A 24721-nucleotide genomic window follows, 5' to 3' on the forward strand; every position below is an offset into this window, starting at 1 on the left:
CCTCTCAGCGCAGGCCGGGGACCTCGGTCACCGTGAACGGTGGCGCCGGCGCTGTCGCGTTGAGCTGGCTGTTGACCCACAGCAGCCGGTCGTGGTCGCGGGCCAGGGTGGTCGGGGACTGCTCCAGGCCGGCGGTGTGGGACTGTCGGACCACCCGGGCGGCCCGAAGGTCGCCGTCCAGCACCGCCAGGTTGACCGCGAAGCGGTACCCGCCAGCGGGATCGGGGAAGTTGACCACGCCGTAGAGGCGGTCGCCCTCCAGCAGCAGCCCGTCGGCGCCGAGTTGTCCACCCGACACGGCGACCTCGCTGGCCGTGGCGTCGGCGAGGTCGATGCGCCACAGACGTTCGGTGCCTGGCTCACCGGTGCCCTGGTCGGCAACGAGCGCGAGCCGACCGTCGGCGGTGGCGACGATGCCGTTGAGGAAGCCGGGGGCGGCCGGGAAGTCGGACGGCAGCAGCCACGGTACGAGCGGGCCGACGCGTCCACCGTCCAGCGTGGCCCGCCAGATCGTGCCGCCGGCCGAGTCGGTCACGTACACGGCATGGTCGGTGATCACCAGGTCGTTGAGAGCCGCACCGGTCACCGCGCTCCGCCTCGCCAGCAGGCGGCCGTCCGGGTCGTACACGAAGAGGGTCGCGGTGTCGTAACCGGCCACGAAGAGCCGGCCGGCGCGATCGACGTGGACCCCGGCGGCGCGGGTCCGCCCGTCCGAGCCGGCGGGGAGGAACGGGCGCAGCCACCGGTGTCGGACGTCGCCGCGGTAGACGGCGCCGGTGGCGACGCTGGTGACGTACATGGTGCCGGTGCGGGTGACGGCGATGCCCTCGGGCAGCACCCCCGGCACGCCGGAGACCACGTACGTGTCGGGACGCGCGACGGCGGCGTGCGCTGGCGCTCCCGAGGTGCCGGTGAGCACGACCAGGCTGGTGGCCAGGACAAGGAAGATGTTCATGGGCCGAGGATTCCGGTCCGGTCGCAGCCTGCTCCATGCCCTTTCAGGCAGGGCCGAAGGGTGGCTAGCGTCGGCTCATGCTGACGTTGCAGCTCACCGCGACGGATCTGAGCCGCACCGTCCTGCGCTCCGAACCCGCGGTGCTGCTGGAGCTCGGGGCGGCCGGCCAGCGGCTGTTCGAGGCCGCACCGGAACACCTCACGGTCTGGCGGGCACGCACCCGGGCGGCGCTGCGCCCGGAGATGCGCCCGTACCTCGACCTGTGCCGGCTGCCCTGGTGGTTTCCGGACTTCCTCACCCCGCCGAGCCTCGGCAGCGACCTGCCGGCAGCCCTGGACGAGGTGCTGGCCACCCCGACGGCGACGCTGGCGGCGGAACTGCGCCCCCGGATCGCCGCCGGCGACCTGCCGGCCCGGGTCGGTGCCCTCGCCTCCGGCGAGACGGCCGCCCGGCAGCGACTGAGCGCGGCGATGCGGGCGTTCCACCAGGTCGCGGTCGCGCCGTACCAGGACACGATCACGGCAGCGGTCCACGGCGACCGGGCCGTGCGGGCCCACACCATGGTGGACGCCGGGATCGACCGGGTCCTGCGTGACCTGAGCCCGTACCTGTTCTGGAAGCCGTACGGCGAGCGGTATGAGCTGTCGTACGAGTGCGGATTCGCCAACGGAGTCACCCTGGCCCCGGCCGGCCGAGGCGTCACGCTGGTGCCGTCGTACCTGCTGCCCCGACCGTGCGTCCTGGACGACCCGGCTGGCCCGATGGTGCTGGCCTACCCGATCCGGCCCACCCGACGGGCGCTGGTGAGCAGCAGACCTCTGGCCGACCTGCTGGGGCGCACCCGAGCGGCAGTGCTGGGTGCGATCGCCGACGGCCCGAGCACCTCACAGGTGGCCCGGACGGTCGGCATCTCCCTCGCCTCGGCCAGCCAGCACGCCACCATCCTCCGGTCGGCCGGGTTGGTCACCACCCGCCGGGCGGGCCCGGCGGTGCGACACACGCTCACCCCGCTGGGCGAGCACCTGCTCCGGGCCGGGCGCCCCGGCTGACGAGGGCAGCGGGTCAATCGCCGGTGACGCCGTCGATGCGTTCCCGGATCAGGTCGGCGTGGCCGTTGTGCCGGGCGTACTCCTCGATCATGTGGACGTACGCCCAGCGCAGGCTGAAGGTGCGTGTCCCATCGCTGCGGGTCAGCATGAACGTCTCGTCCAGGGACCGTCCCTCGGTGGCCGCCCGTGCCGCTTCGACCTCGGCTCGGAAGGCGGCGAAGGCGGCCTCCGCGTCGGCGCCCGCCGCAGCGTGGAAGTCGGCGTCGTTGTCGGTGGAGTAGTCGAAGAGGTCGGGCAGGTCCTGGCCGGCGAAGCGCTGGCGGAACCAGGAGCGCTCGACGTCGGTCATGTGCAGGACCAACCCGAGAAGGCTCAGGCCGGACGGCTCGACGCTTGCCGTGCGCAACTGCTCGGCGGTCAGGCCGGCGCACTTGTGCAGCAGGGTGTCGCGGTGGTAATCGAGCCAGCCCTCCAGCATGGTGCGCTCATCTGCGACCAGAGGCTCGTGACTGCGGTCGATCTCCGGTGCTCTCCATGTCGTCATCGCGTCATCCTGCGGCTCGGGTACGACAGCCGCGACCGGTTGTCAGGGCACCACGACGACGGGCCACCGGCCGGTGCGGACCAGCCGGGTGGCGACCGAGCCGACCAGCCGGTGACCGGCCTGCTCGGACGCGCCCACCACCACCATGTCGGCCTGGAACTCGTCCGCCGCCGCGCACAACTCCCCGTACGCGTCACCGCGCCGGGACAGGAAAGTCAGCGGTACGCCCAGTTCCTCGGCGCCGCGGCGGCACTCCCGGCGTAGCTCGGCGGCCAGCTCGTCGTGGGTCCGCTGCACCGCGCCGGCGTCCATCCCCGGCATCAGGGCGGTCAGCCCGCTCGTCGAGCTGACGTAGACCACCACCAACGCGGCACCCTGCCGGCGGGCCAGGCCGGCGGCGTACCAGCCGGCCCGCTCGGAGGTGCGGGTGCCGTCGACGCCGACCAGGACCACCCGGGGCCCGTCCGTGCCGCGTTCGAACGGCAGCGGGCGGGTCCGGGGGCCGTACTCCTCGCGGTCCGGTGCTCCCACGCTCATGGCTGGCTACCTCACCTCTGCTCGGCGGTGCGGACCACGGCGGCACCAGCGCCGGCCGCGATGGTTGATTCCTGCTCGACCTCGGTGCCGACCGGAGCGCTGCTGTGCTGCCGCAGCGGCACCTCCTTGATGAAGCTCACAGCGATCAGTGCGATCAGCGCGAAGGGGGCGGCGGCCAGGAAGATGTCGCCGGCGCCGTGGCCGTACGCGCTCTCCACCACGGCCCGGATCGGCCCGGGCAGGGTGTGCACGTCGGGCAGGACACCACCGCTGCCCGAGCCGGACGCGGCGATCCCGAGCCGACCGAGGCCCTCAGCGGTGTAGCCCGTGACCTTGTGGGCGAGCACCGCGCCGAGCACGGAAACGCCGATCGCGCCGCCCAGGCTGCGGAAGAACGCAACCGTCGAGCTGGCCACGCCGAGCTCGTGCGTGCCGACGGTGTTCTGGACGGCGAGGACCAGGTTCTGCATGGTCATGCCCAGGCCGATGCCGACCAGCGCCATGTAGACGCTGAGCAGGGTGAAGCTGGTGTCGGCCCGGAGCGTGCCCATCAGCGCGAAGCCGGCGGTGAGCAGCGCCGTACCGATGACCAGGAACCTCTTCCAGCGTCCGGTACGGGTGATGATCCGTCCGCTCAGCGTGGAGGAGACCAGCAGACCGAGGATCATCGGCAGCGTCATCAGGCCGGACATGGTCGGGCTCTGGCCGCGGCTGATCTGGAAGTACTGGCCGAGGAAGACCGAGGCGCCGAACATGCCTACGCCGACCGCGATGCTGGCGACGACGGCCAGGGTGATGGTGCGGTTGCGGAACAGCCGCGGCGGGATCATCGGCTCGGCGGCCCGGGTCTCGACCCGGATCGCCAGCGCGCCGAGCACCAGGGCACCGACCACCATGACGGCGCTCTGCCAGGAGGCCCAGGCGAACTGGCCGCCAGCGAGCGAGACCCAGATCAGCAGCAGCGAGACGGCTGCGGTGATCAGCGTGGCGCCCCACCAGTCGATCTGTGCCTTCCGCTTGATCACGGGCAGGTGCAGGGTCTTCTGGAGCACGACCAGCGCGGCGATGGCGAACGGCACGCCGACGTAGAAGCACCAGCGCCAGCCGAGCCAGGAGGTGTCCACGATCACACCGCCGATCAGCGGGCCGCCGATGGTGCCGACGGCCATCACAGCGCCGAGGTAGCCGCTGTAGCGGCCCCGCTCGCGTGGCGCGATCATGGTCGCCATGATCACCTGAGCCAGCGCGGTGAGGCCGCCGGCGCCGATTCCCTGGAGCACCCGGCAGGCGATCAGCTCGCTGGTGCCCTGTGCGGCCCCGGCCAGCACCGAGCCCAGCACGTAGATCCCCAGGGAGATCTGGACCAGGAGCTTCTTGCTGGTCAGGTCCGCGAGTTTGCCCCAGATGGGGGTGGTCGCGGTGGTCGCGAGCAGGGCGGAGGTGACCACCCAGGTGTACGCGGACTGACTGCCGTGCAGTTCGGTGATGATCCTCGGCAGCGCGTTCGAGACGACCGTGGAGGAGAGGATCGCGACGAACATGCCCAGCAGCAGGCCGGAGAGGGCCTGCAGGATCTGCCGGTGCGTCATGTCGACGCCGGTCGCCCGTGGGGGCGCTGTCGCCTGGGTCATCGTTGCTGCCTCCGGAGGGAGTCGAGGTGAAGCGACGGGGGCGGTTTCGCGAGGGTCGCCTGAGAGTTGCCTGAGACAACCGTATATTTGGTTGCCTGAAGCAACAACCTGACGGAGTGGTGCGCTATTCCCCGCCCCGGAGCGCTACTGCCAGGAGTCGTTGAACCGGCCCAACAGCCGGGCGAACTCCTCGACGTCCCGGGCCGGCCAGTCGTTCAGCGTTCGGAGCAGCTCTCCCACCCGCGCAGACCGGGCTGCGTCGAACCGGCGCTGGCCCTCCTCGGTGAACGTGATCTGCGCTGCCCGTCGGTCGCTCGGGTCGGGGTCGCGGTAGACCAGGCCGAGGACCTCCAGGGCGTTGATCTGCCGGCTCAGCGTTCCCTTGCCCACACCGAGCCGCGCCGCCAACTCGGTCAACCGGATCGACCCACTGCGCCGCAACCAGAGCAGCAGCCCGTAGGTGTTCGGCTCCAGGTTCGGGTGCACCTCGCGGGCGATCTCCCAGGAAACCGCCCGCCCACGGCGCAGCAGGGCGGTCAACTCGTGCTCAACCGCCCGGATCGGTTCCGGCAGGTGCTCGTCCACGCGTAGAGACTACGGCGAGGTCGGCCGTGCGGCGGCCGAGAGTCGGCGCCGCATCACGGGGCGTAGGTGGCCGTCCTTCGTGGTGCCCTCGATCACCACGTCAGCCCTGCGCCCCTCATGCGTCAGGGTCGCGACCGCGTTGCCGAAGTAGGGACCGGCCAACTTGCGCCACCGCACCCCCGGCCGCCGGACACCCGCGGAGCGAGCCAGCGCCCGGGTGGCACCGGCCGGACCGGCCGACCAACCGAGCCGCATCAGCGGACGGATGCCGGCCGGCACCTGGTTGTGGATCGGTGAGCAGGTGAGCTGGTGCACGGGTGTGACCACCGCCGGGTCGCCGAACCGGGCCCGGGCCACGTACGAGTGGTGCACGTCCCCGGAGAGCACGCTGATCGACGCCGGCGGGGCGTACGCCGGACCGGCGCCGACCCGCGCGCCGGACTCCCGGGGGGTGCCGGTGCCGATGCGGGTGAAGGTCTCCGCCAGCGCCTCGAAGGAACGCCGGAACGCCGCCCAATGCTCCAGGTCCAGTGCGCGGCGCAGCTTCTCCGCCCCGTGGGCCACCCAGGGGCGACGCGAGTCCGCCAACTTCTCGTTCCACGCCTCGATGTGGTGGATGCCCTGCGGCAGCAGCCAGGGCAGCGAGGCACCGACCACCAGGTGGTCGTAGACCCCGTGCGCCTGGTCGAGGAACCAGGACCACTCGCCCGGCGGCAGCATCGCCCGGCTGCCCGGGTCGAGCACCCGGCTGCACCTGTTGTCGAGCATGACCAGCCGGGTCCGGCCCAGGTCCAGTGCGTAACTCCACTGGTACTGCACCGCGCGCCAGCGCTCTGTGTCGTGCGCCACGTCCGACTCCTGGTCGACCCGGTGCCCGAAATCGCGCAGCACCCCGGTGGCGTCCTCGGCGGCGGCGACCTTCGCGAAGACCGGGTCGGCGGCGATCTCGTCCGGGGAGAGGTTGCCGAGGTGCTGGTAAACCCAGTACGAGGCGAGCCCGCTGCCGATCCGCTCCTGCCACCACGGCTGCTCGCGCATCTCGGCACGCCACGCCGCCGAGGTGTTCCAGTCGTCGATGATCTCGTGATCGTCGAAGATCATCACGCTCGGCACGGTGGAGAGCAGCCAACGGATCTCCGGGTCACGCCAGGACTCCAGATAGAGCTTCGTGTACTCGTCGAAGCTCACCACCTGGTCGGCCGGGGCGCCCTTCGGGCGCCGCCGGCGCCGACGCAGCAGCCGGCGCACCGTGGGCGAGGTGACGTCGGCGTAGACCTGGTCACCGAGCAGCACCAGCAGGTCCGGCGGCGGGTTCGCCTCCGGGTCGGCCATCAACCGTCGGGCGTACGCGTCCAGCGCGTCCGGTGGCAGCTTGCGGGTCGTGGAGTGCTGGGTGGTCTCGCGGCACGAGCCGAAGATCAGGTTGACCGGCTGGTCCCGGTCGTCGGCGGCCCGGGTGCGGATCACGCTCGGCGGGAAGCCGCTGCTCGGCACCGGCCAGACCACCTCGTCGTCGACGACCACCTCGTAGGTGGTCGCGCTGTCCGGGGTGAGCCCCTCCACCACCACGAGGGCGTAGTGGTGGTCGTACGCCGAGAAGGTGGGCGCGGTGCCGGTGGCGCCGTCGGCGGTGCGGACGGTGACCACGGCGGGCGCGGCCGTCTCCACCCAGACGGTCGCTCGGGTGTCCACCACTCGCCGCAGGAGTGGGCCGATGAGGAGGTGTGCGGCGGGCATGCGCCCGAGCCTACCGCCGGTTCCCGGCACCGGCCTGGTGCGGTGGTTGAGACTCCGGGCACCGCTCGGGGTGCGGTGGCTGAGACTCCGGGCACCGCTCGGGGTGCGGTGGCTGAGACTCCGGGCACCGCCCCGGGTGCGGTGGCTGAGACGCCGCCGCCCGCATCTGACAGGATTCCGGCATGGCCGAATATCTCGTCCTCGCTCTGGTCCTGCTCGGTGTGCTGATCGCCGGCACAGTAGGGCTGGTCGTGCCGCGCCTGCGGCGTCGGCCCGAGCCCCCGCTGCCGCACACCGAGGTCGACACCAGGGCCGAGGAAGATCTCGCCGGCCCGCCGGTCGAGGCACCGGAGTCCGAACTGTCCACCGGCGTCCTGGTCGAGCCGCCGCCGGTCATCGAGGCGCCCGCACCGGTGGAGGTGCCCGAGCCGACCGCCGGGCGGCTGGTCCGGCTCCGCTCGCGACTGTCCCGCTCGCAGAACGTCTTCGGCAAGGGCCTGCTCGGCCTGCTCGCCCGCGACCACCTCGACGAGGACGTCTGGGAGGAGATCGAGGACAGCCTGATCACCGCCGACGTCGGCGTCGACGCCACCCGCGACATCGTCGACCGGCTTCGTGAGCGCACCCTGGTGCTCGGCACCCGTTCGGCGTCCGAGCTGCGGGCACTGCTCGCCGCCGAGCTGGTCAACGCGCTCGACCCGAGCCTGGACCGCTCGTTGCGGACCGCCCCGAAGGACGGCGTGCCGGCGGTGGTCCTCGTCGTCGGCGTCAACGGCGCTGGCAAGACCACCACCTGCGGCAAGATCGCCCGGGTGCTGGTCGCCGACGGCCGTACCGTGCTGCTCGGCGCCGCGGACACCTTCCGGGCCGCCGCCGCCGACCAGCTGGAGACCTGGGGCTCGCGCGTCGGCGCGGAGACCGTCCGGGGGCCCGAGGCCGCCGACCCGGCCAGTGTCGCCTTCGACGCGGTCAAGCGCGGCATCGACACCGGCGTGGACACCGTGCTCATCGACACCGCCGGCCGCCTGCAGAACAAGGTCGGCCTGATGGACGAGCTGGGCAAGGTCAAGCGCGTGGTGGAGAAGCAGGGCCCGATCGACGAGACACTGCTCATCCTGGACGCCACCACCGGCCAGAACGGCCTGGAACAGGCCCGGGTCTTCACCGAGGTGGTCAACGTGACCGGCGTGGTGCTGACCAAGCTCGACGGCACCGCCAAGGGCGGCATCGTGATCGCCGTGCAGCGCAAGCTCGGCATCCCCGTGAAGCTGGTCGGCCTCGGTGAGGGCAAGGACGACCTGGCCCCGTTCGACCCGGCGCAGTTCGTCGACGCGTTGCTGGGGACCGAGGCCACCGGACGGGACGCGTAGTCTCGGGTGTCCAGTGACAACCGCGCATACGCGGGCTGGCGTGACCCCGGCCACCCCTCGCAGCGCCTCGGGAGACCGTACGTGACTTCGCAGGAGATCCCGCTGCACGGCGGCAACGTGAGCACCGTCGTCCGCGTCGGTGACACGGTCCGCCGCAACGCCGGCCCGTGGACACCGTCCGTGCACGCCCTGCTGCGGCACCTGGAGTACGTGGGCTTCACCGGCGCACCCCGGGCGCTCGGCATGGACGAGCGCAACCGCGAGGTGCTGTCGTACCTGGAGGGGGAGTGCGGGGAATACCCGCTCGCCCCGCACTGGGTGACCGACGAGGCGCTGGTCACCGTCGCCACCATGCTGCGGATGTTCCACGACGCGCAGTACGGCTTCACCCCGCAGCCGGGGGCGGTCTGGCGCTCGTTCGGGCCCCCGCCACCGGACACCGAGGTGATCTGCCACCACGACGCAGCGCCGCACAACGTGATCTGGCGGCCGGACGGCACGCTCGGGCTGATCGACTTCGACCTCGCCTCACCCGGCGCGCGGATCTACGACGTGGCGTACGCGGCCTGGACCTGGGTGCCGATCTTCGCGGACCGTGACTCGATCACGCTCGGCTGGAAGCACCCGGACCGGCCGCGCCGGCTCCGGCTCTTCGCCGACGCGTACGGGCTGATCCCTCGGGATCGGCACCGGCTGATCCGGACCATCCGCAAGCGGATCGTGGACCACGTCGAGGGCATCCGCCGGATGGCCGCCGCCGGTGAGCCGGCGTTCGTCCGGATCGTGCACAAGGGCCACCTGCGCCGGCCGATGCGCGATCTGCGGCTGCTCGACTACGAGCGGCACGCACTGGAGAACGCCCTCCGCTGACCGTCGACCGGTCGATGCTCGGCCGGTCCCGTCAAGCGGACCGGTCGATGGGCCTGGCCGGTCAGCCATCGACGTCCACCGTCCGACCGATCCACCATTGTCCATGCCGCCGACTGTGCGGACTTCGTGACACGTACGAAACAACCCGTCACGAAACGGAAACCCGCCCGGGACCCTCTGTGAAACAGCCGGCCGCGAAGCTTCCGCGCAACCGGCCTACGGGCGACGCTGCCCCGGAAAGCCGCGAAGGAGGAATTCACCCTTTAGGAGGCCAGCGTGCCTGAAGCACCGACGATCGACGGCGCCAACACCACGTGGCTGCTGGTTTCGACCGCGCTCGTGCTGCTCATGACCCCGGGACTGGCGCTGTTCTACGGCGGCCTCAACCGGGCCAAGGGCGTACTCAACATGATGATGATGAGCTTCTCCGCTATCGGGCTCATCTCTATTCTGTGGTGGTTCTACGGATTCAGCGTCGCCTTCGGGACCGACGTGAACGGCTTCTGGGGCGACCCGGGCGCGTACCTCGGCACCAAGACGTTCCTCGCCGAGACCGACCTGTGGGGTGCCACGGCGGAGAACCCCAGCGGCATCGGGGTCCCGCTCTACGTGTTCATGGCCTTCCAGATGGTCTTCGCGGTGATCACCGTCGCGCTGATCAGCGGTGCCATCGCCGACCGGGCAAAGTTCGCCGGCTGGCTGCTCTTCGCCTTCGGCTGGGCCACCCTGGTCTACTTCCCGGTCGCCCACTGGGTGTGGGGCGGCGGCATCATCGGCGCCGACATCCACGCCCTGGACTTCGCCGGTGGCACCGCGGTGCACATCAACGCCGGTGCGGCGGCCCTGGCCGTGGCTCTGGTGCTCGGCAAGCGGCTCGGTTGGCCGCGTGAGGGCATGAAGCCGCACAACATCCCGCTGGTCGCGCTCGGTGCGGGTCTGCTGTGGTTCGGCTGGTTCGGGTTCAACGCCGGCTCCGAGCTGACCGTCGACTCGGTCGCCGGCCTCGCCTTCATCAACACCCAGCTCGCCACGGCGGCGGCCGTGCTCGGCTGGATCGCTGTCGAGTGGGTCAAGACCCGTAAGCCGACGATGGTGGGCGCCTCGTCCGGCGCCGTCGCCGGCCTGGTCGCCATCACCCCGGCCTGTGGTTTCATCGCCCCGTGGGCGGCCGTCCTGCTCGGCATCGTCGCCGGTGCGGTGTGCGCGCTCGCCGTCAGCCTCAAGTACAAGCTCGGCTACGACGACTCGCTCGACGTGGTCGGCGTGCACTTCGTCGGTGGTTGGATCGGCTCGCTCTGGCTCGGTCTCTTCGCCACCAACTCGGTCAACGCCGCGATCAGCGACGTGGTGGGCGCCTCCGACGGTCTCTTCTACGGCGGCGGCGCGACCCAGCTCGGGCGGCAGGCCCTCGCCGGCCTGATCGTCACCGTCTGGTCCTTCGGCATCGCCTGGGTGCTGGCCTTCGTCATCGAGAAGACGATCGGCTTCCGGGTCAAGGGTGAGGACGAGGTCGAGGGCATCGACATCGCCGAGCACGCCGAGAGCAGCTACGACCTGTCCCCGGCCGGTGGTGGCACGGGCAGCGCGTTCGCGATGGCCGGTATCGGCACCCCCGCCGGCGGCACGAGTGGTGCCAAGCCGCCGGCGGAGCCCGCCGAGACGGTCAGCGAAAAGGTCGCCGGTTAACGTTCCTGGGATGGAGGGGTTGGACATGAAGCTGGTGACCGCAGTCATCAAGCCGTACCAACTGGACGCGGTGAAGGAGGCCCTGCACGCCCTCGGGGTGGCCGGGCTGACCGTCAGCGAGGTTCAGGGGTACGGGCGCCAGAAGGGGCACACCGAGGTCTACCGGGGTGCTGAATACACGGTCGAGTTCCTGCCCAAGATCCGGGTGGAGGTGCTCACCGACGAGATCGACGTGGACAAGGTGGTGGACGCCATCGTCGGGGCAGCCCGCACGGGCAAGATCGGTGACGGCAAGGTCTGGGTCACCGGTGTCGAAGAGGTCGTCCGGGTGCGTACCGGCGAACGCGGCCTAGACGCCCTCTGATCGCGCAACGACCGACATGACCTCGTTGATCAAGAAGAACGCGTCAGGACACGCCGGTGACGGTGACGCGAACCTCTTGATCAACGAGGTCGTCGGCGTTCCCGGGGGGATCGGGGAGTCCGCCCGGCTGGGGCGGGCGAGCGCTTACGACACCTTTCTGCGAGGGCTGCTGCCTTCGCGGGAGGGGGTCGCGCTGATCGCCGTCGGAGGGTTGGGGAGGCGGCAGTGCGCCCCGTACGGCGACCTCGACCTGGTTCTGCTGCACGCCGGGGTGCCCGGCACCGACGAGTTGGCCGCCTCGGTCTGGTACCCGATCTGGGACGCCGGCCTACGGCTCGACCACTCGGTACGCACCGTCTCCGAAGCACTCTCCGTGGCCCAGGACGACGTCAAGGTCGCCCTCGGGCTGCTCGACGCCCGGCTGGTGGCGGGCGACCAGACGTTGGCCGACGCGCTGATCCGCACCGCCGCCGACCACTGGCGGCGCACCGCCGTCCGGCACCTGCCCGGCCTGCGGGCGGTCACCGAAGCACGCTGGCAGGCCCACGGCGAGCTGGCCTTCCTGCTGGAGGGCGACCTGAAGGAGGCCGCCGGCGGTCTGCGCGACGTCGGGCTGCTGCGAGCGATCTCCGCCGCCGGCATCACCGACGCGCTGCGCCCCGCCGTACGCGCCGCCCACCTCCGCCTGCTGGACACCCGGGACGCCCTGCACCAGCAGGTCGGCCGCCGGGTCGACCGGCTGGTCGCCCAGGAACGAGACGGTGTGGCCGCGCTCCTCGCGCTGGAGGACGGCGACGCCCTCCTGCGACGGGTCGCCGGTGACGCCCGCACGGTCAGCCACGCCCTGGACGACGCGTTCCGTGCCGCCGACCGGCTGCGATCCGGCCGGTCCCGAGGGGGCGGCGCTCCCCCCGCGCGCCGCCCGGTGGCCCGCGACGTGGTCGAGCACGACGGCGAGCTCGTGCTGGCCCGTACGGCGATCGGGGCTCGCCCCGACCCGAGCCTCTCACTGCGGGTGGCCGCCGCGGCGGCCACGACCCGACTTCCGATCGCCCGGGCCACCTGCGAATGGCTGGCGGCGTACTGCCCGCCACTGCCCGCGCCCTGGCCGGCTGATGCCCGGGCCGCGCTGACCACCCTGCTCGGCGCCGGTCCCGGCCTGGTGCCCGCCTGGGAAACCTGCGACCGGTACGGACTGGTCGACAACTGGCTGCCCGAGTGGACCCGGCTGCGCAGTCTGCCGCAGCACAACCCGGTGCACCGCTACACCCTCGACCGGCACCTGGTGCAGACCGCTCATGAGGCCAGCCGGCACGCCCGTGAGGTGGAGCGGCCCGACCTGCTGCTCCTCGGCGCTCTCCTGCACGACATCGGCAAGGGACTTCCCGGTGATCACAGCACCGTCGGGGTGCCCGTCGCCCAGGCGGCGGCGACCCGGATCGGTCTGCCCCCCACCGAGGTCGAGCTGATCGGCACGCTGGTCCGGTTGCACCTGCTGCTGCCCGACGTGGCCACCCGCCGTGACCTGGCCGACCCGGTCACCATCGCCTCGGTGGCCGAGTCGGTGGGGGACACCGGCACCCTCGACCTGTTGCACGCGCTGGTCCGCGCCGACGCGGCGGCGACCGGGCCGGCGGCCTGGTCGGACTGGAAGGGCCGACTCGTCGCCGAACTGGTCGGTCGGGTCCGCACCGCACTGGACACCGGCGTACTGCCCGAACCGCCCACCCCGGATCCGGCGCTGCTGGCCGGGCCCCTGCCGGTCGTCCACCTGACCGGCGACCGGGTGTCGGTCGCCGCAGCCGACCGGCGGGGCCTGCTCGCCACGGTCGCCGGCTGCCTGGCGCTGCACCGGCTGGAAGTGATCTCCGCGGATGCCTCCGTGGTCGACGGCCGTGCCCTGGTCGAGTGCCTGGTCCAACCCCGCTACGGTCTCCCGCCCGACCCGGTCCCGCTCCGCGCAGACCTCCGTCGTGCGGTCGGCGGCGACGTGTCGGTCACCCAGCGGCTGCGGGGTCGGGCGCTCGCCGCCCGCGGCGGTGGGGCTGCTCCCCGGGTCGTCTGGCACCGCGAGGCGGCCACCAACGCCGTGCTGCTGGAGTTGCGCGCCGCCGACGCGGCCGGGTTGCTCTACCGGGTCGCCTGCGCGCTCGACGAGGCGGGCGCCCTGGTCCGCGCGGCCCGCATCTCCACTCTCGGCGCCGACGTGGTGGACGCCTTCTACCTGGTGGGCGGCTGGCCGGACGACGCCACCCGGGCCCGCCTGGAGGCGGCCGTCCTCGCCGCCGTCTGACCTACGGCGACACCGCCGGCGGTTGCTGTCCGGCTGCGGCGCGCTGACACAGCCGGCCGCCTTGCTGCCTCGCCGACGAGTGCGGCCCGGTGCTGCTCGGCCGTTTGGCCGCTCGCGCCAGCCGGTCACTCCCACGAGCGTGATGCCCCAGAGTCATCTTGATGCCTCACAGTCATCAGGCTCATGCGGGTGTCCGCTGCCGTTGCCGGGTGCGGTCGGGAGGTTCATCAGGCTCGTGAGGGTGTCCGCCGCCAACGCGGTGCGATCGAAGGCCCCGTGCGCGGGTACGTCCGGGGGCGTAGCCGCGGTGCCGCTCGTGGACGCACGTCAGGTGGCCTCGGCGCGGGCAGAATGACGGCCATGCGAGGCAGCGGGCGGGGGCGGTGGCCGGAGGTGGCGGCAGACGCCGCGCTGGCTCTGGTGCTGCTCGGCTTCGGGCTGCTCGCCACCGGTCTGGCCGGGGACAACCAGCCGGGGTCGACACCGGTGGACGCCGCCAGTCGGGTGCTGATCGCGGTCGCCGCGCTCGCTCTGCTGTTCCGCAGGCGCGCCCCGATCGCCACCCTCGCCGTGGTCACCGTGGCCACGTCGACGTACCTGGTGTTCGGCTACCCGTACGGGCCGATCCTGGTCGCGTTCCTCATCGCGGTGTACACCGTGGCGGTGCGACTGCCGGTGCGCCCGGCGGCGCTCGCCCTTGGTGGCGCGTTCGTCCTGTTGTTGGCGCACGTCTTCTGGTCCGAGGGTCCGGCGCCCGGCTGGGCCGGAGTGCTGCCCGCGTCGGCGTGGGTGGTCGTACCGTTCGCGGTGGGGGTCGTGGTGCGGGTCAACCGCGAGACGGCCGCGCGCAGCCGGGCCGAGGCGGCCCGCGATCGCGCCGAACAGGCCCGGCGGCAGGCCGACGAGGAGCGACTGCGCATCGCGCAGGAGGTGCATGACGTGGTGGGGCACGGGCTTGCCGCGATCAGCATGCAGGCGGAGATCGCCCTGCACCTCCTGCCGAAACGGCCCGAGCAGGCGGAGACCGCGCTGACCGCGATCAGCCGGACCAGCCGGGAGGCGCTGGACGAGCTTCGGGTCACCCTCGGTGCGGTGCGGCAGGGCGCCGAGCGAGGGCCGGTGCCCGGTCTGGCCCGGCTCCCCGCGCTGCGCGACCGGCTCGCCGGGGCCGGACTCGCCGTCGACCTGCGTGTGACCGGCGACGCTCGGGACCTACCGGCGGCGCTGGACCTGACCGCGTACCGGGTGGTGCAGGAGGCGTTGACCAACGTGCTGCGTCACGCGGGGGTGGCCAACGCTGAGGTGCGCGTCGACTACCGCGCCGACGAGGTGACCGTCGAGGTCACCGACGAGGGCACCGGCGTGCGACGAGGCCGAACGGATCCGGTCGACGACGAGGGTGGGCACGGTCTGGCCGGGATGCGGGAGCGGGTCGCAGCGTTGGGCGGGCGGTTGGCCGCCGGGCCGCGCCCCGACGGCGGATTCCGGGTGTACGCCCGGCTGCCCGTGGGGCCCACCACGTGATCCGGGTGCTGGTCGCCGACGACCAGGACCTGGTCCGGCTCGGTCTGCGCGCGCTGGTGGAGAGCGAGGACGACCTCGCGCTCGCCGGCGAGGCGGCCGACGGTTTGCAGGCGGTCGAGCTGGCGCACCGGGAACGGCCGGACGTGGTGCTGATGGACATCCGAATGCCCGGCATCGACGGCATCGAGGCGACCCGGCGGATCGTCGCGGACCCCGACCTGACCGGTACGCGGGTGGTGGTGCTGACCACCTTCGAGCTGGACGAGTACGTCTTCGACGCGCTGCGGCACGGCGCGAGCGGGTTCCTCACCAAGGACACCCGACCGGCCGAGCTGCTGCGCGCCATCCGGTTGGTCGCCGAGGGGGAGGCGCTGCTGTCGCCGTCGGTGACCCGTCGGGTGGTGCGGGAGTTCGCCACCCGACCGTCGCGGGTGCTTCGTCCGCACCCCCGGCTGGGCGCGCTGACCGATCGGGAGCGCCAGGTCGTCGGTCTGGTCGGGGAGGGCCTGAACAACGAGGAGATCGCCGCCCGGTTGGTGGTCAGCCCGGCGACCGCGCGGACCCACGTCAGCCGGGCGATGGGCAAGCTGGGAGCCCGGGACCGGGCCCAGCTCGTCGTGTTCGCGTACCAGTCGGGGTTGGTGTCGGGGTGAGGCCCGGGCCGGGCGACAGCGGCCTTGCGGCGGGGCGGTTACCCTAGCGGTGGCCGGACTCCGCAGTGCCGGCCGCGTTGTGCCCGCCGGAACACTGACAAACGGGATGTTCGCGTGTTTGACACCTTGAGTGACCGCCTGTCCGGGATCTTCACCAAGCTCCGCGGCAAGGGGCGGCTCACCGACGCCGACATCGACGCCACCGCGCGCGAGATCCGCCTCGCGCTGCTGGAGGCGGACGTCGCGCTGCCGGTGGTCAAGGGCTTCATCGCGGCCGTCAAGGAGCGGGCCCGCAGCTCCGAGGTCTCCCAGGCGCTGAACCCGGCCCAGCAGATCATCAAGATCGTCAACGAAGAGCTGATCACCGTGCTCGGCGGCGAGGGCCGGCGGCTCCAGTTCGCCAAGCAGCCGCCGACGGTGATCATGCTGGCCGGTCTCCAGGGTTCCGGTAAGACCACCCTGGCCGGCAAGCTGGCCCGCTGGCTCAAGGGCCAGGGGCACCAGCCGCTGCTCGTCGCCGCCGACCTCCAGCGCCCCAACGCCGTCGGGCAGCTCCAGGTGCTCGGTGGCCGGGCCGGTGTCGAGGTGTACGCCCCGGAGCCCGGCAACGGCACCGGTGACCCGGTGCAGGTGGCGCGCGCCTCGATCGAGCACGCGAAGCGGGCTGCCCGCGACATCGTCATCGTCGACACCGCCGGCCGCCTCGGCATCGACGCCGAGATGATGCAGCAGGCCGCCGACATCCGCGACGCGGTCCAGCCGGACGAGGTCATCTTCGTCATCGACGCGATGGTCGGCCAGGACGCCGTCCGCACCGCCGAGGCGTTCCGCGACGGCGTCGGCATCACCGGCGTGGTGCTCTCCAAGCTCGACGGCGACGCTCGCGGTGGTGCCGCGCTGTCGGTGCGCGAGGTCACCGGGCAGCCGATCCTGTTCGCGTCCACCGGTGAGAAGCTGGAGGACTTCGACGTCTTCCACCCCGACCGGATGGCCAGCCGGATCCTCGGCATGGGCGACGTCCTCACTCTGATCGAGCAGGCCGAGCAGGCCTTCGACTCCGATCAGAAGGAGAAGATGACCGCCAAGCTGATGGGCGGCGAGCAGTTCACCCTGGAGGACTTCCTCGACCAGCTCATCGCGGTCCGACGGATGGGCCCGATCGCCAACGTGCTGGCCATGATGCCGGGCATGGGGCAGATGAAGGACCAGCTCGCCGAGCTGGACGACACCCACTTCGACCGGGTCACCGCGATCATCCGGTCGATGACCCCGGGCGAGCGGACCAACCCGAAGATCATCAATGGCTCCCGCCGGGCGCGTATCGCCAACGGCTCCGGGGTCACCGTGATGGACGTCAACCAGCTGCTCAACCGCTTCACCGACGCGCAGAAGATGATGAAGCAGATGGGCGGCATGATGGGCCTGCCCGGCGGTGGCCGGCGCAAGGCGACCAAGTCTCCGAAGAACAAGCGCAAGGGCACCAAGGGTGGCGGTCGGCCGCGTACGGGAGCGGGTGCCGGAGCCGGGATGCCGGGCGGCTTCCCGGGTGGCATGCCGCAGCTCCCGCCGGGGATGGACCCGAACGACCTCGCCGGCGGCCAGGGCCTTCCGCCCGGCTTCAAGCTCCCGAAGATCGACTTCAACAAGCTCGGCAAGGGCGACAACCGCCCCCGCTGACGTCCGTGCCGGTCGAGGGTGACCTGCTCGCCCCCGACCGGGCGTGATCGGGTAGGACTGTGCGCATGGCTCTTCACGTGCGCGGTGTGCTGCTCCCCGACGACGAGGTCCGGGATCTCTGGCTGGTCGGGGACCGGGTGACCTTCACTCCGGTGCCCGGTGCGGAGACGGTCGTCGACGGCGGCTTCGTCCTGCCGGGGTTGGTCGACGCGCACTGCCACATCGGCATCGCCCGAGGCGGCGCCCCGATCACCTCACTCGACCAGGCCCGCGAGTTGGCCCACATCGACCGGGACGCCGGCGTGCTGGCGATCCGCGACGCCGGGTCGCCGTACCCGTACCCCGAACTCGACGACGAGCCGGACCTGCCGCGACTGGCCCGCGCCGGCCGGCACGTCGCGCCGCCGAAGCGCTACCTGCGGGACATCGGCGTGGAGGTCGACGCCACCGAGGTGGCCGCGACGGTGGCCGCCCAGGCGCGGGCCGGCAACGGCTGGGTCAAGCTGGTCGGCGACTGGATCGACCGGGGTGTGGGTGACCTCGCGCCGGCCTGGGACGCGGACACCCTCACCGCGGCCGTCCAGGCCGCCCACGCCGCCGGGGTACGCGCCGCGGTGCACACCTTCTCCGAGTCGGCGGTCGAGATCATGGTGCGGGCCGGGGTGGACTCGGTGGAGCACGGCACCGGGCTCAGCCTGGACCTGATCGACGAGATGGCCCGGCGGGGCACCGCGCTGATCCCCACAATGATCAACATCGCCACCTTCGGCGGCATCGCCGAGCAGGCGCGGGGCAAGTTCCCCGGGTACGCGGAGCACATGCTCGCGCTGCGCGACGGTTTCCCCGAGGTGGTGCGTGCCGCGTACGAGGCGGGGGTGCCGATCTACGTGGGCACCGACGCCGGAGGCGGCATCGACCACGGCCTCGCCGCCGAGGAGATGCTTCTGCTGCACGAGCAGGCCGGCATGGCGCCCATCGACGTACTCGCCGCCGCCTCCTGGGGCGCCCGACAGTGGCTGGGCTTCCCCGGCCTGGTCGAGGGTGGCCTCGCCGACCTGACCGTCTACCCCGAAGACCCCCGCCGCGACCTGCGCGTCGTCCGCGCCCCCTCCCGCACGATCCTGCGCGGCCAGGTAGTGCGCTGACCCCGCGCCGTGCCCCGGCGCGCCGTGCCCCGGCCAGGGGAGGCAGCAACATCGGGGATGTTGCTGCCTCCCGCGCGCCGGAGGCAGCAACATCCGGGAAGTTGCGGGCGCGGCGCCGCTCGGCGGTGCGGGTGCGCGGGAGAGTGCGCCGCGGCGGGGGCGGCGGGCGGGGTCAGCGGGCTGGGCGGATGGCGGCGCTGAAGAGGTGTACGGCCAGGTCGGCGAGGGCCGTGGCGGTCTGGTCGATCGGCGCGCGGGGGAGCACGATGTGGCTCACCACCAACCGGACGATCGTGTCGGCGGCGAAGGCCAACGCGGCCTGGTCCGCTCCGGGAAGGTGATCGCCGGCCCACTCGATGAGCGCCCCGGACGCCTCGGTGAGCACCACCTCGGCCCGCGTGGTGAGGTACGGAAGCAGCTCGTCCGAACCACCTCGGGCGCTGGTCAGGATGGCCTTGACCAGCGGGTTGTCGGCTGCCGTGGCGAGGGTGTGCGCGATCGCGGCGTACGCGCCGGTCCGTACGTCGGTCCCGTGCGCGAGCAGGGCGGCACGGACGTCGCCGACGAAGCGGTCCACCTCGCGGCGGGCGAGTGCCTCGGCCAGCCCGGCCTTGTTGCCGAACTCGTTGTAGACGGTCTGCCGGCTCACTCCCGCCGTGGTGGCCACGCCGCCCATCCGGACCGCGTCCCAGCCGGCGGCGATGGTCTGCGCGCGGGCGGCGTCCACGATCGTGTCGCGCAGCCGCTGACGCGGCGAGTCCGTCGTTGCAGTCATGATGGTCGAATTCTAGGGGCCGCCCGGCCGCCCGCCCAGAGCGCATGGCCCGCCCGCCCGACGTGCGCCACCGGCTGGCCAGCGAACGCCGTCGAGGCGCCCACCGGCCGCCGTCGAGTTGTCCAGCGCCGTCACCACCGACGCCGCGAGCATGCGCAACAGCCACCCGAAGGGGCTGCGACACGGCGCTGCGGCTCCCGGGCGCGGTGTCGCCCCGCGTGACGCATAGGATGTGCGGTCATGGCACGCGTGCTCACTCCCCGTGCGGAGGATTTCCCCCGCTGGTACCAAGACCTGATCGCCAAGGCAAAGCTGGCCGACAACGGCCCGGTTCGCGGCACCATGGTCATCCGACCGGCCGGCTACGCCATCTGGGAGCGTATGCAGGCCGAGATGGACGCCCGGATCAAGGCGGCGGGTGCGGAGAACGCGTACTTCCCGCTCTTCATCCCGGAGAGCTACCTCAAGCGTGAGGCCCAGCACGTCGAGGGCTTCTCGCCGGAGCTGGCGGTCGTCACCCACGGTGGTGGCAAGCCGCTCGCCGAGCCGATCGTGGTGCGCCCGACCAGCGAGACGGTCATCGGCGAGTTCATGGCCAAGTGGATCGACTCGTACCGGGACCTGCCGCTGCTGCTCAACCAGTGGGCGAACGTGGTCCGGTGGGAGCTGCGCCCGCGGCTCTTCCTGCGTACCAGCGAGTTCCTCTGGCAGGAGGGGCACACCGCGCACGCCACCCGCGAGGACGCCCGGGCGTACGCGCGGAAGATCCTGCACGAGGCGTACGAGGACCTGATGGTCAACGTCATCGGCATTCCGGTGGTGGTGGGCCTGAAGACGACGCGCGAGCGGTTCGCCGGGGCGACGGCCACGTACACCTGCGAAGGCATGATGGGTGACGGCAAGGCGCTGCAGTTGGGCACCAGCCACGAGCTGGGTCAGAACTTCGCCAAGGCGTTCGACATCAGCTATTCGTCCAAGGAGGGCGGCCGGGAGCACGCCTGGACCACCTCCTGGGGCACGTCCACTCGGATGCTGGGTGGCCTGATCATGGCGCACGGCGACGACAACGGTCTGCGCGTGCCGCCGAGGCTGGCCCCGATCCAGGCGTACGTCATGATCGTCAAGGACGGCGAGGGCGTCGCCGAGGCGGCGGCCAAGCTGCGCGACGGCCTGCGTGACGCCGGTGTCCGGGTCGCGCTCGACGACCGGACCGACACCGCGTTCGGCCGCCGGGCCGTCGACGCCGAGCTTCGTGGCTATCCGGTACGCGTCGAGGTCGGCCCCCGGGACCTGGCCGTCGGCAACGCGACGGTGGTGCGCCGCACCGACGGCTCGAAGTCCCCGACGCCGGTGGCCGACGTGGTCGCCGCTGTGCTGGCCGCGTTGGAGACGGACCAGCAGGTGCTGCACGACCAGGCGTTGGCCAACCGCGAGTCGCGGACGGTGGAGGTCGCCACGCTGGCCGAGGCGATCGAGGCTGCCGCGAACGGCTGGGCACGGGTGCCGTGGTCGGCGGTCGGCGTGGCCGGCGAGGCCGAGGCGAACGGTCAGGGCGTCACGGTGCGCTGCCTGCTGCGCGCCGACGGCTCGGTGCCGGACTCCGAGGACGAGCCCGACCTGATCGCCATCCTCGCCCGCGCCTACTGAGGTGTAGGGACGCCTGGGCCGGCGCGCCTGGGCATCCTTCTCCACGCCGGCGGCAGAGGAAGAACAACCCGAAGGTTGGTGCGGTGCGCTTCGAGCCGGGTCGGCTGATCATGCATCGGAACGTGCGGCACGGTCGGATCGGGTGGGTCCGGCCGGGCCGCGTGGTCAGCGACGACGACCGGGGTCTGCTGGTGTGGATCGCCCGCGACTCCCCGGTGGCCCACGAGGTGACCGAGGCCGGGCTGGGGATGCGGGCGATGCCGTTCGCCCAGTGGATCTCGTCGTCGTACCGCTTGGCGCACGGGCGCTGGAACGGCCCGCCGCTGCTGAAGTTCCTGCCCAGCGGGTCGGCGCACTCCGTCTGGTGGTTCCGCGACGCGCGGGGCCGGTTCGCCAACTGGTACGTCAACCTGGAGGAGCCCGGTGTCCGCTGGGACGACGGTCCGGTGGCCGGCGTCGACGTGGTGGACCAGGACCTGGACGTGGTGGTGCGACCGGACCTCAGCTGGGACTGGAAGGACGAGGACGAGTTCGTCGAGCGGCTCGCCTTCGGCGACGACTACTGGGTGACCGACGAGAAGGCGGTCCGCGCCGAGGGGGAGCGGGTGATCGCGCTCGCCGAGGCCGGCGTGTTCCCGTTCGACGGCACCTGGTGCGACTTCACACCCCCGCCAGACTGGGACGTACCGGATGAACTTCCACCCGGATGGGACCGTCCGCCGGTGCGCTGAGAGGTGTCCCGCGTCACCGGTGACGCGGTGTCCGGGTCCGATGCGTGCGATCGGCATCGGATCTGGCAGAATGGGTCGCTGGTATCCGGCGCGCGTCCGGCGCCCTCTAACCCGGGCACGTCGCTAGTCCACCGAGTAGTCTCCGGCCCAACCCCACGGGTCCGGTCGGCGCTCACCCATGCACACCGCCCGCACGGGCCGGTGAGATCGCAACAGGAGCGAAACAACTGTGGCCGTAAAGATCCGGCTCCTGCGGATGGGCAAGATCCGCAACCCGCAGTACCGCATCGTCATCGCCGACTCGCGCACCAAGCGTGACGGTCGGGCGATTGAGTTCGTCGGGATTTACCAGCCGAAGGAAGACCCTTCGATCATCGAGGTCAAGTCGGAGCGGGTCCAGTACTGGCTGTCCGTCGGCGCTCAGCCGAGCGAGGCGGTGCAGCGGCTGCTGGAGCTGACCGGTGACTGGCAGAAGTACAAGGGCCTGCCGGCCCCGCCGCCGCTCCTGGTCGCCCCCGAGCGGGCCGACCGCAAGGCTGTGTACGAGGCTGAGTCGAAGGCCGCCGCCGGGCTCGCCCCGGAGACGCCGGCCAAGCCGGCCAAGAAGGCCGCCAAGACCGCTGAGGCTCCGGCCGAGGCGCCCAAGGCTGAGGCTGCGAAGACCGAGGCTCCGGCTGAGGCTGCGAAGACCGAGGCTCCGGCCGAGGCTCCGAAGGCTGAGGCTCCGGCCGCCGCTGCCGACGCCGGTGAGCAGGCCTGACATGCCTCTGCGTCCGGCGTTGGAGCACCTGGTCAAGGGCATCGTCGACCACCCGGACGACGTCCGGGTGCGGATGGTCGATTCCCGTCGGGGCAAGCGGCTCGAAGTCCGCGTGCACCCCGAGGACCTCGGCACGGTGATCGGGCGGTCCGGCCGGACCGCCAAGGCGCTGCGCCAGGTGATCGGCTCCATCGGCGGGCGCGGGGTACGCGTCGACATCGTCGACTCGTACTGATGCAGCTCGTCGTTGGCAGGATCGGCAAGCCGCACGGCGTCCGCGGTGAAGTCACCGTGGAAGTGCGGACCGACGAGCCCGAAGCACGGTTCGCCCCCGGCACAGTGCTGCGCACTGAGCCGGGGGCGATGCCCCCGCCCGTTTCCCCGCGCAGCGAGCTGGGGGCGACGCCCGCTCCGGCGGACGAGCCCGGCGTTCCGTTCCGGGTTCCGGCGGAGCTGACCATCGAGGAAGCTCGCTTCCACCAGGGCCGGGTGCTGATCGCGTTCGCTGGAATCCCGGACCGCAACACCGCAGAGGCGCTGCGCGGCACCCTGCTCGTGGTGGACAGCGCCGATGTGACCCCGCCGGACGACCCGGAGGAGTTCCACGACCACCAGCTCGTCGGGCTGGCCGTGGTCACCCCGACCGGTGAGCGGCTGGGCGAGGTGGCCCGGATCGACCACGCGCCGTCCTCGGACCTGCTGGTGCTGCGACGCCCCGAGGGACGTACCGCGTTGATCCCGTTCGTCCGGGCGATCGTCCCGGAGGTCGACCTGGCCGGTGGACGTGTGATCGTCGACCCGCCAGCCGGACTGCTCGATCTCTAGGATCACCCCGCTATGCGCGTCGACGTCGTGTCGATCTTTCCGGAATACTTCGCCCCGCTCGACCTGTCGCTGATCGGGCGGGCGCGGGCCAACGGCGTACTCCAGCTTGCCGTGCACGACCTGCGGACCTGGACCCACGACGTGCACCGCACCGTCGACGACACTCCCTACGGCGGCGGGCCGGGGATGGTGATGCGTCCGGAGCCGTGGGGTGAGGCGCTGGACGCGCTCGCGCCGGCCGAGGCCCCGCCACCCCGGTTGCTGGTGCCGTCGCCGGCCGGTGCCCCGTTCACCCAGGCCATGGCTCACGAACTGGCCGCCGAGTCGCATCTGCTCTTCGCCTGTGGCCGGTACGAGGGCATCGACCAACGCGTTCTGGCGCACGCCGCCACCCGGATGCCGGTCACCGAGGTCTCGCTCGGTGACTACGTCCTCTTCGGTGGCGAGGTCGCGGTGCTGGTGATCCTGGAGGCGGTCACCCGGCTGCTGCCGGGGGTGCTGGGCAACGCGGGCTCGCTGGACGAGGAGTCGCACGCGCACGGGCTGCTGGAGGCACCGATCTACACCAAGCCGCCGAGCTGGCGCGGGCACGACGTGCCCGAGGTGCTCCGCTCCGGTGACCACGGCAGGATCGCCCGTTGGCGGCGTGAAGAGGGTCTGCTGCGCACCGCCGCCCGCCGCCCCGACCTGCTCGCCGCGCTGCCCGCCGATCGGCTCGACAAACGGGACATGGCGGCCCTGGACCAGGCCGGATTTCAGCTGCCGGCGGGGGATGTGGCAAAGTAGGGGGGTTGCCGCATCCGTCCGCGCCCGCGGGCGGCTGCGAGGATCCCCGACCGGGGTCGGCCCGCCGACATCACCCGGGGATCAGAATCACCCACCCGCGCACCGAGTGACGGTGCGCCGTGAGCCTTACGAGGACGCAGCGATGAACATCCTGGACGCCCTTGACGCCCAGTCGAAGCGGACCGACCTTCCCGACTTCCGGGCCGGTGACACCGTCAAGGTGCACGCCCGCGTCGTCGAGGGCAACCGGTCCCGTGTCCAGATCTTCCAGGGCGTCGTGATCCGCCGCCAGGGTGACGGTCTGCGCGAGACCTTCTCGGTCCGCAAGGTCAGCTTCGGCGTCGGCGTCGAGCGGACCTACCCGATCAACGGCCCGGGCATCGACCGGATCGAGATCGTGACCCGCGGTGCCGTGCGCCGCGCCAAGCTCTACTACCTGCGCGAGCTGCGCGGCAAGAAGGCCAAGATCAAGGAGAAGCGGGAGAAGCAGCCCAGCTGACTTCCCGCTCACCACGCCGCCTGAGCTGTGCGTATGCCGTACCGACCAGACCGCACTACCCTGGTCGTACGGGCGCAG

24 protein-coding genes are annotated in these 24721 nt (G+C 72.0%); 17 read left to right on the plus strand and 7 right to left on the minus strand.

Annotated elements, in window-relative coordinates; genetic code table 11:
- Positions 1-4: 4 nt before the first annotated feature.
- Complete coding sequence (locus FBZ33_RS05370) at positions 5-955, minus strand: SMP-30/gluconolactonase/LRE family protein (protein WP_141908208.1); 951 nt, start codon at positions 953-955, stop codon at positions 5-7.
- A 77-nt stretch (positions 956-1032) separates the two neighbouring features.
- Between FBZ33_RS05370 and FBZ33_RS05375 the strand changes: the two genes are divergently transcribed.
- On the plus strand, positions 1033-2004 hold the full coding sequence (locus tag FBZ33_RS05375) for a helix-turn-helix transcriptional regulator (protein WP_099851173.1): 972 nt from the start codon (positions 1033-1035) through the stop codon (positions 2002-2004).
- Between the two features lie 13 nt (positions 2005-2017).
- Here the strand turns inward: FBZ33_RS05375 and FBZ33_RS05380 are convergent, their stop codons facing one another.
- From FBZ33_RS05380 to FBZ33_RS05400, 5 genes are all read right to left on the minus strand, one after another.
- Positions 2018-2548, minus strand: a complete 531-nt coding sequence (locus tag FBZ33_RS05380; protein WP_141908209.1) for a DinB family protein — start codon at positions 2546-2548, stop codon at positions 2018-2020.
- 42 nt (positions 2549-2590) lie between these two features.
- Positions 2591-3085 (minus strand): universal stress protein, encoded by a 495-nt coding sequence (locus FBZ33_RS05385; protein WP_185755217.1) that lies wholly within the window; start codon positions 3083-3085, stop codon positions 2591-2593.
- An 11-nt stretch (positions 3086-3096) separates the two neighbouring features.
- The gene (locus FBZ33_RS05390; RefSeq protein WP_141908210.1) at positions 3097-4716 is read right to left on the minus strand and encodes an MDR family MFS transporter; all 1620 of its coding nucleotides are present in this window, start codon (positions 4714-4716) and stop codon (positions 3097-3099) included.
- A gap of 144 nt (positions 4717-4860) precedes the next feature.
- A complete protein-coding gene (locus FBZ33_RS05395) occupies positions 4861-5301 on the minus strand; it encodes a MarR family winged helix-turn-helix transcriptional regulator (RefSeq protein ID WP_231927243.1) in 441 nt (146 codons plus the stop codon).
- A 9-nt stretch (positions 5302-5310) separates the two neighbouring features.
- On the minus strand, positions 5311-7038 hold the full coding sequence (locus FBZ33_RS05400; protein WP_141908211.1) for an alkaline phosphatase D family protein: 1728 nt from the start codon (positions 7036-7038) through the stop codon (positions 5311-5313).
- Positions 7039-7220: 182 nt separating this feature from the next.
- Here FBZ33_RS05400 and ftsY point away from each other — a divergent pair, with 182 nt between their 5' ends.
- The 9 genes from ftsY to FBZ33_RS05445 all read left to right on the plus strand — a co-directional run bounded on the left by ftsY (position 7221) and on the right by FBZ33_RS05445 (position 18620).
- Positions 7221-8408, plus strand: coding sequence for a signal recognition particle-docking protein FtsY (ftsY, locus tag FBZ33_RS05405; RefSeq protein WP_141908212.1), 1188 nt, complete (start codon positions 7221-7223; stop codon positions 8406-8408).
- A gap of 6 nt (positions 8409-8414) precedes the next feature.
- Positions 8415-9278 carry an aminoglycoside phosphotransferase family protein gene (locus FBZ33_RS05410; RefSeq protein WP_172861967.1) on the plus strand — a complete coding sequence of 288 codons (864 nt, stop codon included), beginning with the start codon at positions 8415-8417 and terminating at the stop codon, positions 9276-9278.
- Between the two features lie 276 nt (positions 9279-9554).
- Positions 9555-10964, plus strand: a complete 1410-nt coding sequence (locus tag FBZ33_RS05415) for an ammonium transporter (protein ID WP_141908213.1) — start codon at positions 9555-9557, stop codon at positions 10962-10964.
- 25 nt (positions 10965-10989) lie between these two features.
- Positions 10990-11328: a P-II family nitrogen regulator gene (locus FBZ33_RS05420; RefSeq protein ID WP_172862163.1), complete on the plus strand. Its 339-nt coding sequence runs from the start codon at positions 10990-10992 to the stop codon at positions 11326-11328.
- A 16-nt stretch (positions 11329-11344) separates the two neighbouring features.
- Positions 11345-13621 (plus strand): [protein-PII] uridylyltransferase, encoded by a 2277-nt coding sequence (locus FBZ33_RS05425; protein ID WP_141908214.1) that lies wholly within the window; start codon positions 11345-11347, stop codon positions 13619-13621.
- Between the two features lie 360 nt (positions 13622-13981).
- The gene (locus tag FBZ33_RS05430; protein WP_255508726.1) at positions 13982-15145 is read left to right on the plus strand and encodes a sensor histidine kinase; all 1164 of its coding nucleotides are present in this window, start codon (positions 13982-13984) and stop codon (positions 15143-15145) included.
- Positions 15142-15798 (plus strand): response regulator transcription factor, encoded by a 657-nt coding sequence (locus FBZ33_RS05435; RefSeq protein WP_141908216.1) that lies wholly within the window; start codon positions 15142-15144, stop codon positions 15796-15798. Before FBZ33_RS05430 ends, FBZ33_RS05435 begins: the two co-directional genes overlap by 4 nt.
- A gap of 114 nt (positions 15799-15912) precedes the next feature.
- On the plus strand, positions 15913-17475 hold the full coding sequence (ffh, locus tag FBZ33_RS05440; protein ID WP_088946615.1) for a signal recognition particle protein: 1563 nt from the start codon (positions 15913-15915) through the stop codon (positions 17473-17475).
- Between the two features lie 65 nt (positions 17476-17540).
- Positions 17541-18620 carry an amidohydrolase family protein gene (locus tag FBZ33_RS05445; RefSeq protein ID WP_141908217.1) on the plus strand — a complete coding sequence of 360 codons (1080 nt, stop codon included), beginning with the start codon at positions 17541-17543 and terminating at the stop codon, positions 18618-18620.
- A gap of 172 nt (positions 18621-18792) precedes the next feature.
- Here FBZ33_RS05445 and FBZ33_RS05450 read toward each other — a convergent pair whose 3' ends face one another.
- A complete protein-coding gene (locus tag FBZ33_RS05450; protein ID WP_099851194.1) occupies positions 18793-19395 on the minus strand; it encodes a TetR/AcrR family transcriptional regulator in 603 nt (200 codons plus the stop codon).
- 240 nt (positions 19396-19635) lie between these two features.
- Here FBZ33_RS05450 and proS point away from each other — a divergent pair, with 240 nt between their 5' ends.
- The 7 genes from proS (at position 19636) to rplS (ending at position 24643) form a co-directional block, all read left to right on the plus strand.
- On the plus strand, positions 19636-21042 hold the full coding sequence (gene proS, locus FBZ33_RS05455) for a proline--tRNA ligase (RefSeq protein ID WP_141908218.1): 1407 nt from the start codon (positions 19636-19638) through the stop codon (positions 21040-21042).
- Between the two features lie 83 nt (positions 21043-21125).
- Complete coding sequence (locus tag FBZ33_RS05460) at positions 21126-21773, plus strand: DUF402 domain-containing protein (RefSeq protein ID WP_141908219.1); 648 nt, start codon at positions 21126-21128, stop codon at positions 21771-21773.
- 229 nt (positions 21774-22002) lie between these two features.
- Positions 22003-22533: a 30S ribosomal protein S16 gene (rpsP, locus tag FBZ33_RS05465; protein ID WP_141908220.1), complete on the plus strand. Its 531-nt coding sequence runs from the start codon at positions 22003-22005 to the stop codon at positions 22531-22533.
- The gene (locus FBZ33_RS05470; RefSeq protein ID WP_172862164.1) at positions 22508-22768 is read left to right on the plus strand and encodes an RNA-binding protein; all 261 of its coding nucleotides are present in this window, start codon (positions 22508-22510) and stop codon (positions 22766-22768) included. The genes rpsP and FBZ33_RS05470 overlap by 26 nt, the downstream gene beginning before the upstream one ends.
- Positions 22768-23358 carry a ribosome maturation factor RimM gene (gene rimM, locus FBZ33_RS05475; RefSeq protein ID WP_141908221.1) on the plus strand — a complete coding sequence of 197 codons (591 nt, stop codon included), beginning with the start codon at positions 22768-22770 and terminating at the stop codon, positions 23356-23358. The genes FBZ33_RS05470 and rimM overlap by 1 nt, the downstream gene beginning before the upstream one ends.
- Before the next feature lie 12 nt (positions 23359-23370).
- A complete protein-coding gene (gene trmD / locus FBZ33_RS05480; RefSeq protein WP_141908222.1) occupies positions 23371-24144 on the plus strand; it encodes a tRNA (guanosine(37)-N1)-methyltransferase TrmD in 774 nt (257 codons plus the stop codon).
- 142 nt (positions 24145-24286) lie between these two features.
- Positions 24287-24643, plus strand: a complete 357-nt coding sequence (gene rplS, locus FBZ33_RS05485; RefSeq protein ID WP_088946622.1) for a 50S ribosomal protein L19 — start codon at positions 24287-24289, stop codon at positions 24641-24643.
- The last annotated feature ends 78 nt before the right edge of the window (positions 24644-24721 follow it).

The organism is Micromonospora sp. A202, from assembly GCF_006715105.1.
GTDB lineage: Bacteria > Actinomycetota > Actinomycetes > Mycobacteriales > Micromonosporaceae > Micromonospora > Micromonospora zamorensis.

What these genes read in the sequence shown, in the direction of transcription:
- FBZ33_RS05400 (WP_141908211.1), bottom strand. Translation starts at nt 7,038, where the DNA reads ATGCCCGCCGCACACCTCCTCATCGGCCCACTCCTGCGGCGAGTGGTG.
- FBZ33_RS05375 (WP_099851173.1), top strand. Translation starts at nt 1,033, where the DNA reads ATGCTGACGTTGCAGCTCACCGCGACGGATCTGAGCCGCACCGTCCTG.
- proS (WP_141908218.1), top strand. Translation starts at nt 19,636, where the DNA reads ATGGCACGCGTGCTCACTCCCCGTGCGGAGGATTTCCCCCGCTGGTAC.
- FBZ33_RS05445 (WP_141908217.1), top strand. Translation starts at nt 17,541, where the DNA reads ATGGCTCTTCACGTGCGCGGTGTGCTGCTCCCCGACGACGAGGTCCGG.
- rplS (WP_088946622.1), top strand. Translation starts at nt 24,287, where the DNA reads ATGAACATCCTGGACGCCCTTGACGCCCAGTCGAAGCGGACCGACCTT.
- rimM (WP_141908221.1), top strand. Translation starts at nt 22,768, where the DNA reads ATGCAGCTCGTCGTTGGCAGGATCGGCAAGCCGCACGGCGTCCGCGGT.
- FBZ33_RS05430 (WP_255508726.1), top strand. Translation starts at nt 13,982, where the DNA reads ATGCGAGGCAGCGGGCGGGGGCGGTGGCCGGAGGTGGCGGCAGACGCC.
- FBZ33_RS05385 (WP_185755217.1), bottom strand. Translation starts at nt 3,085, where the DNA reads ATGAGCGTGGGAGCACCGGACCGCGAGGAGTACGGCCCCCGGACCCGC.
- FBZ33_RS05420 (WP_172862163.1), top strand. Translation starts at nt 10,990, where the DNA reads ATGAAGCTGGTGACCGCAGTCATCAAGCCGTACCAACTGGACGCGGTG.
- trmD (WP_141908222.1), top strand. Translation starts at nt 23,371, where the DNA reads ATGCGCGTCGACGTCGTGTCGATCTTTCCGGAATACTTCGCCCCGCTC.
- FBZ33_RS05380 (WP_141908209.1), bottom strand. Translation starts at nt 2,548, where the DNA reads ATGACGACATGGAGAGCACCGGAGATCGACCGCAGTCACGAGCCTCTG.
- FBZ33_RS05425 (WP_141908214.1), top strand. Translation starts at nt 11,345, where the DNA reads ATGACCTCGTTGATCAAGAAGAACGCGTCAGGACACGCCGGTGACGGT.
- ftsY (WP_141908212.1), top strand. Translation starts at nt 7,221, where the DNA reads ATGGCCGAATATCTCGTCCTCGCTCTGGTCCTGCTCGGTGTGCTGATC.
- FBZ33_RS05450 (WP_099851194.1), bottom strand. Translation starts at nt 19,395, where the DNA reads ATGACTGCAACGACGGACTCGCCGCGTCAGCGGCTGCGCGACACGATC.
- FBZ33_RS05370 (WP_141908208.1), bottom strand. Translation starts at nt 955, where the DNA reads ATGAACATCTTCCTTGTCCTGGCCACCAGCCTGGTCGTGCTCACCGGC.
- FBZ33_RS05390 (WP_141908210.1), bottom strand. Translation starts at nt 4,716, where the DNA reads ATGACCCAGGCGACAGCGCCCCCACGGGCGACCGGCGTCGACATGACG.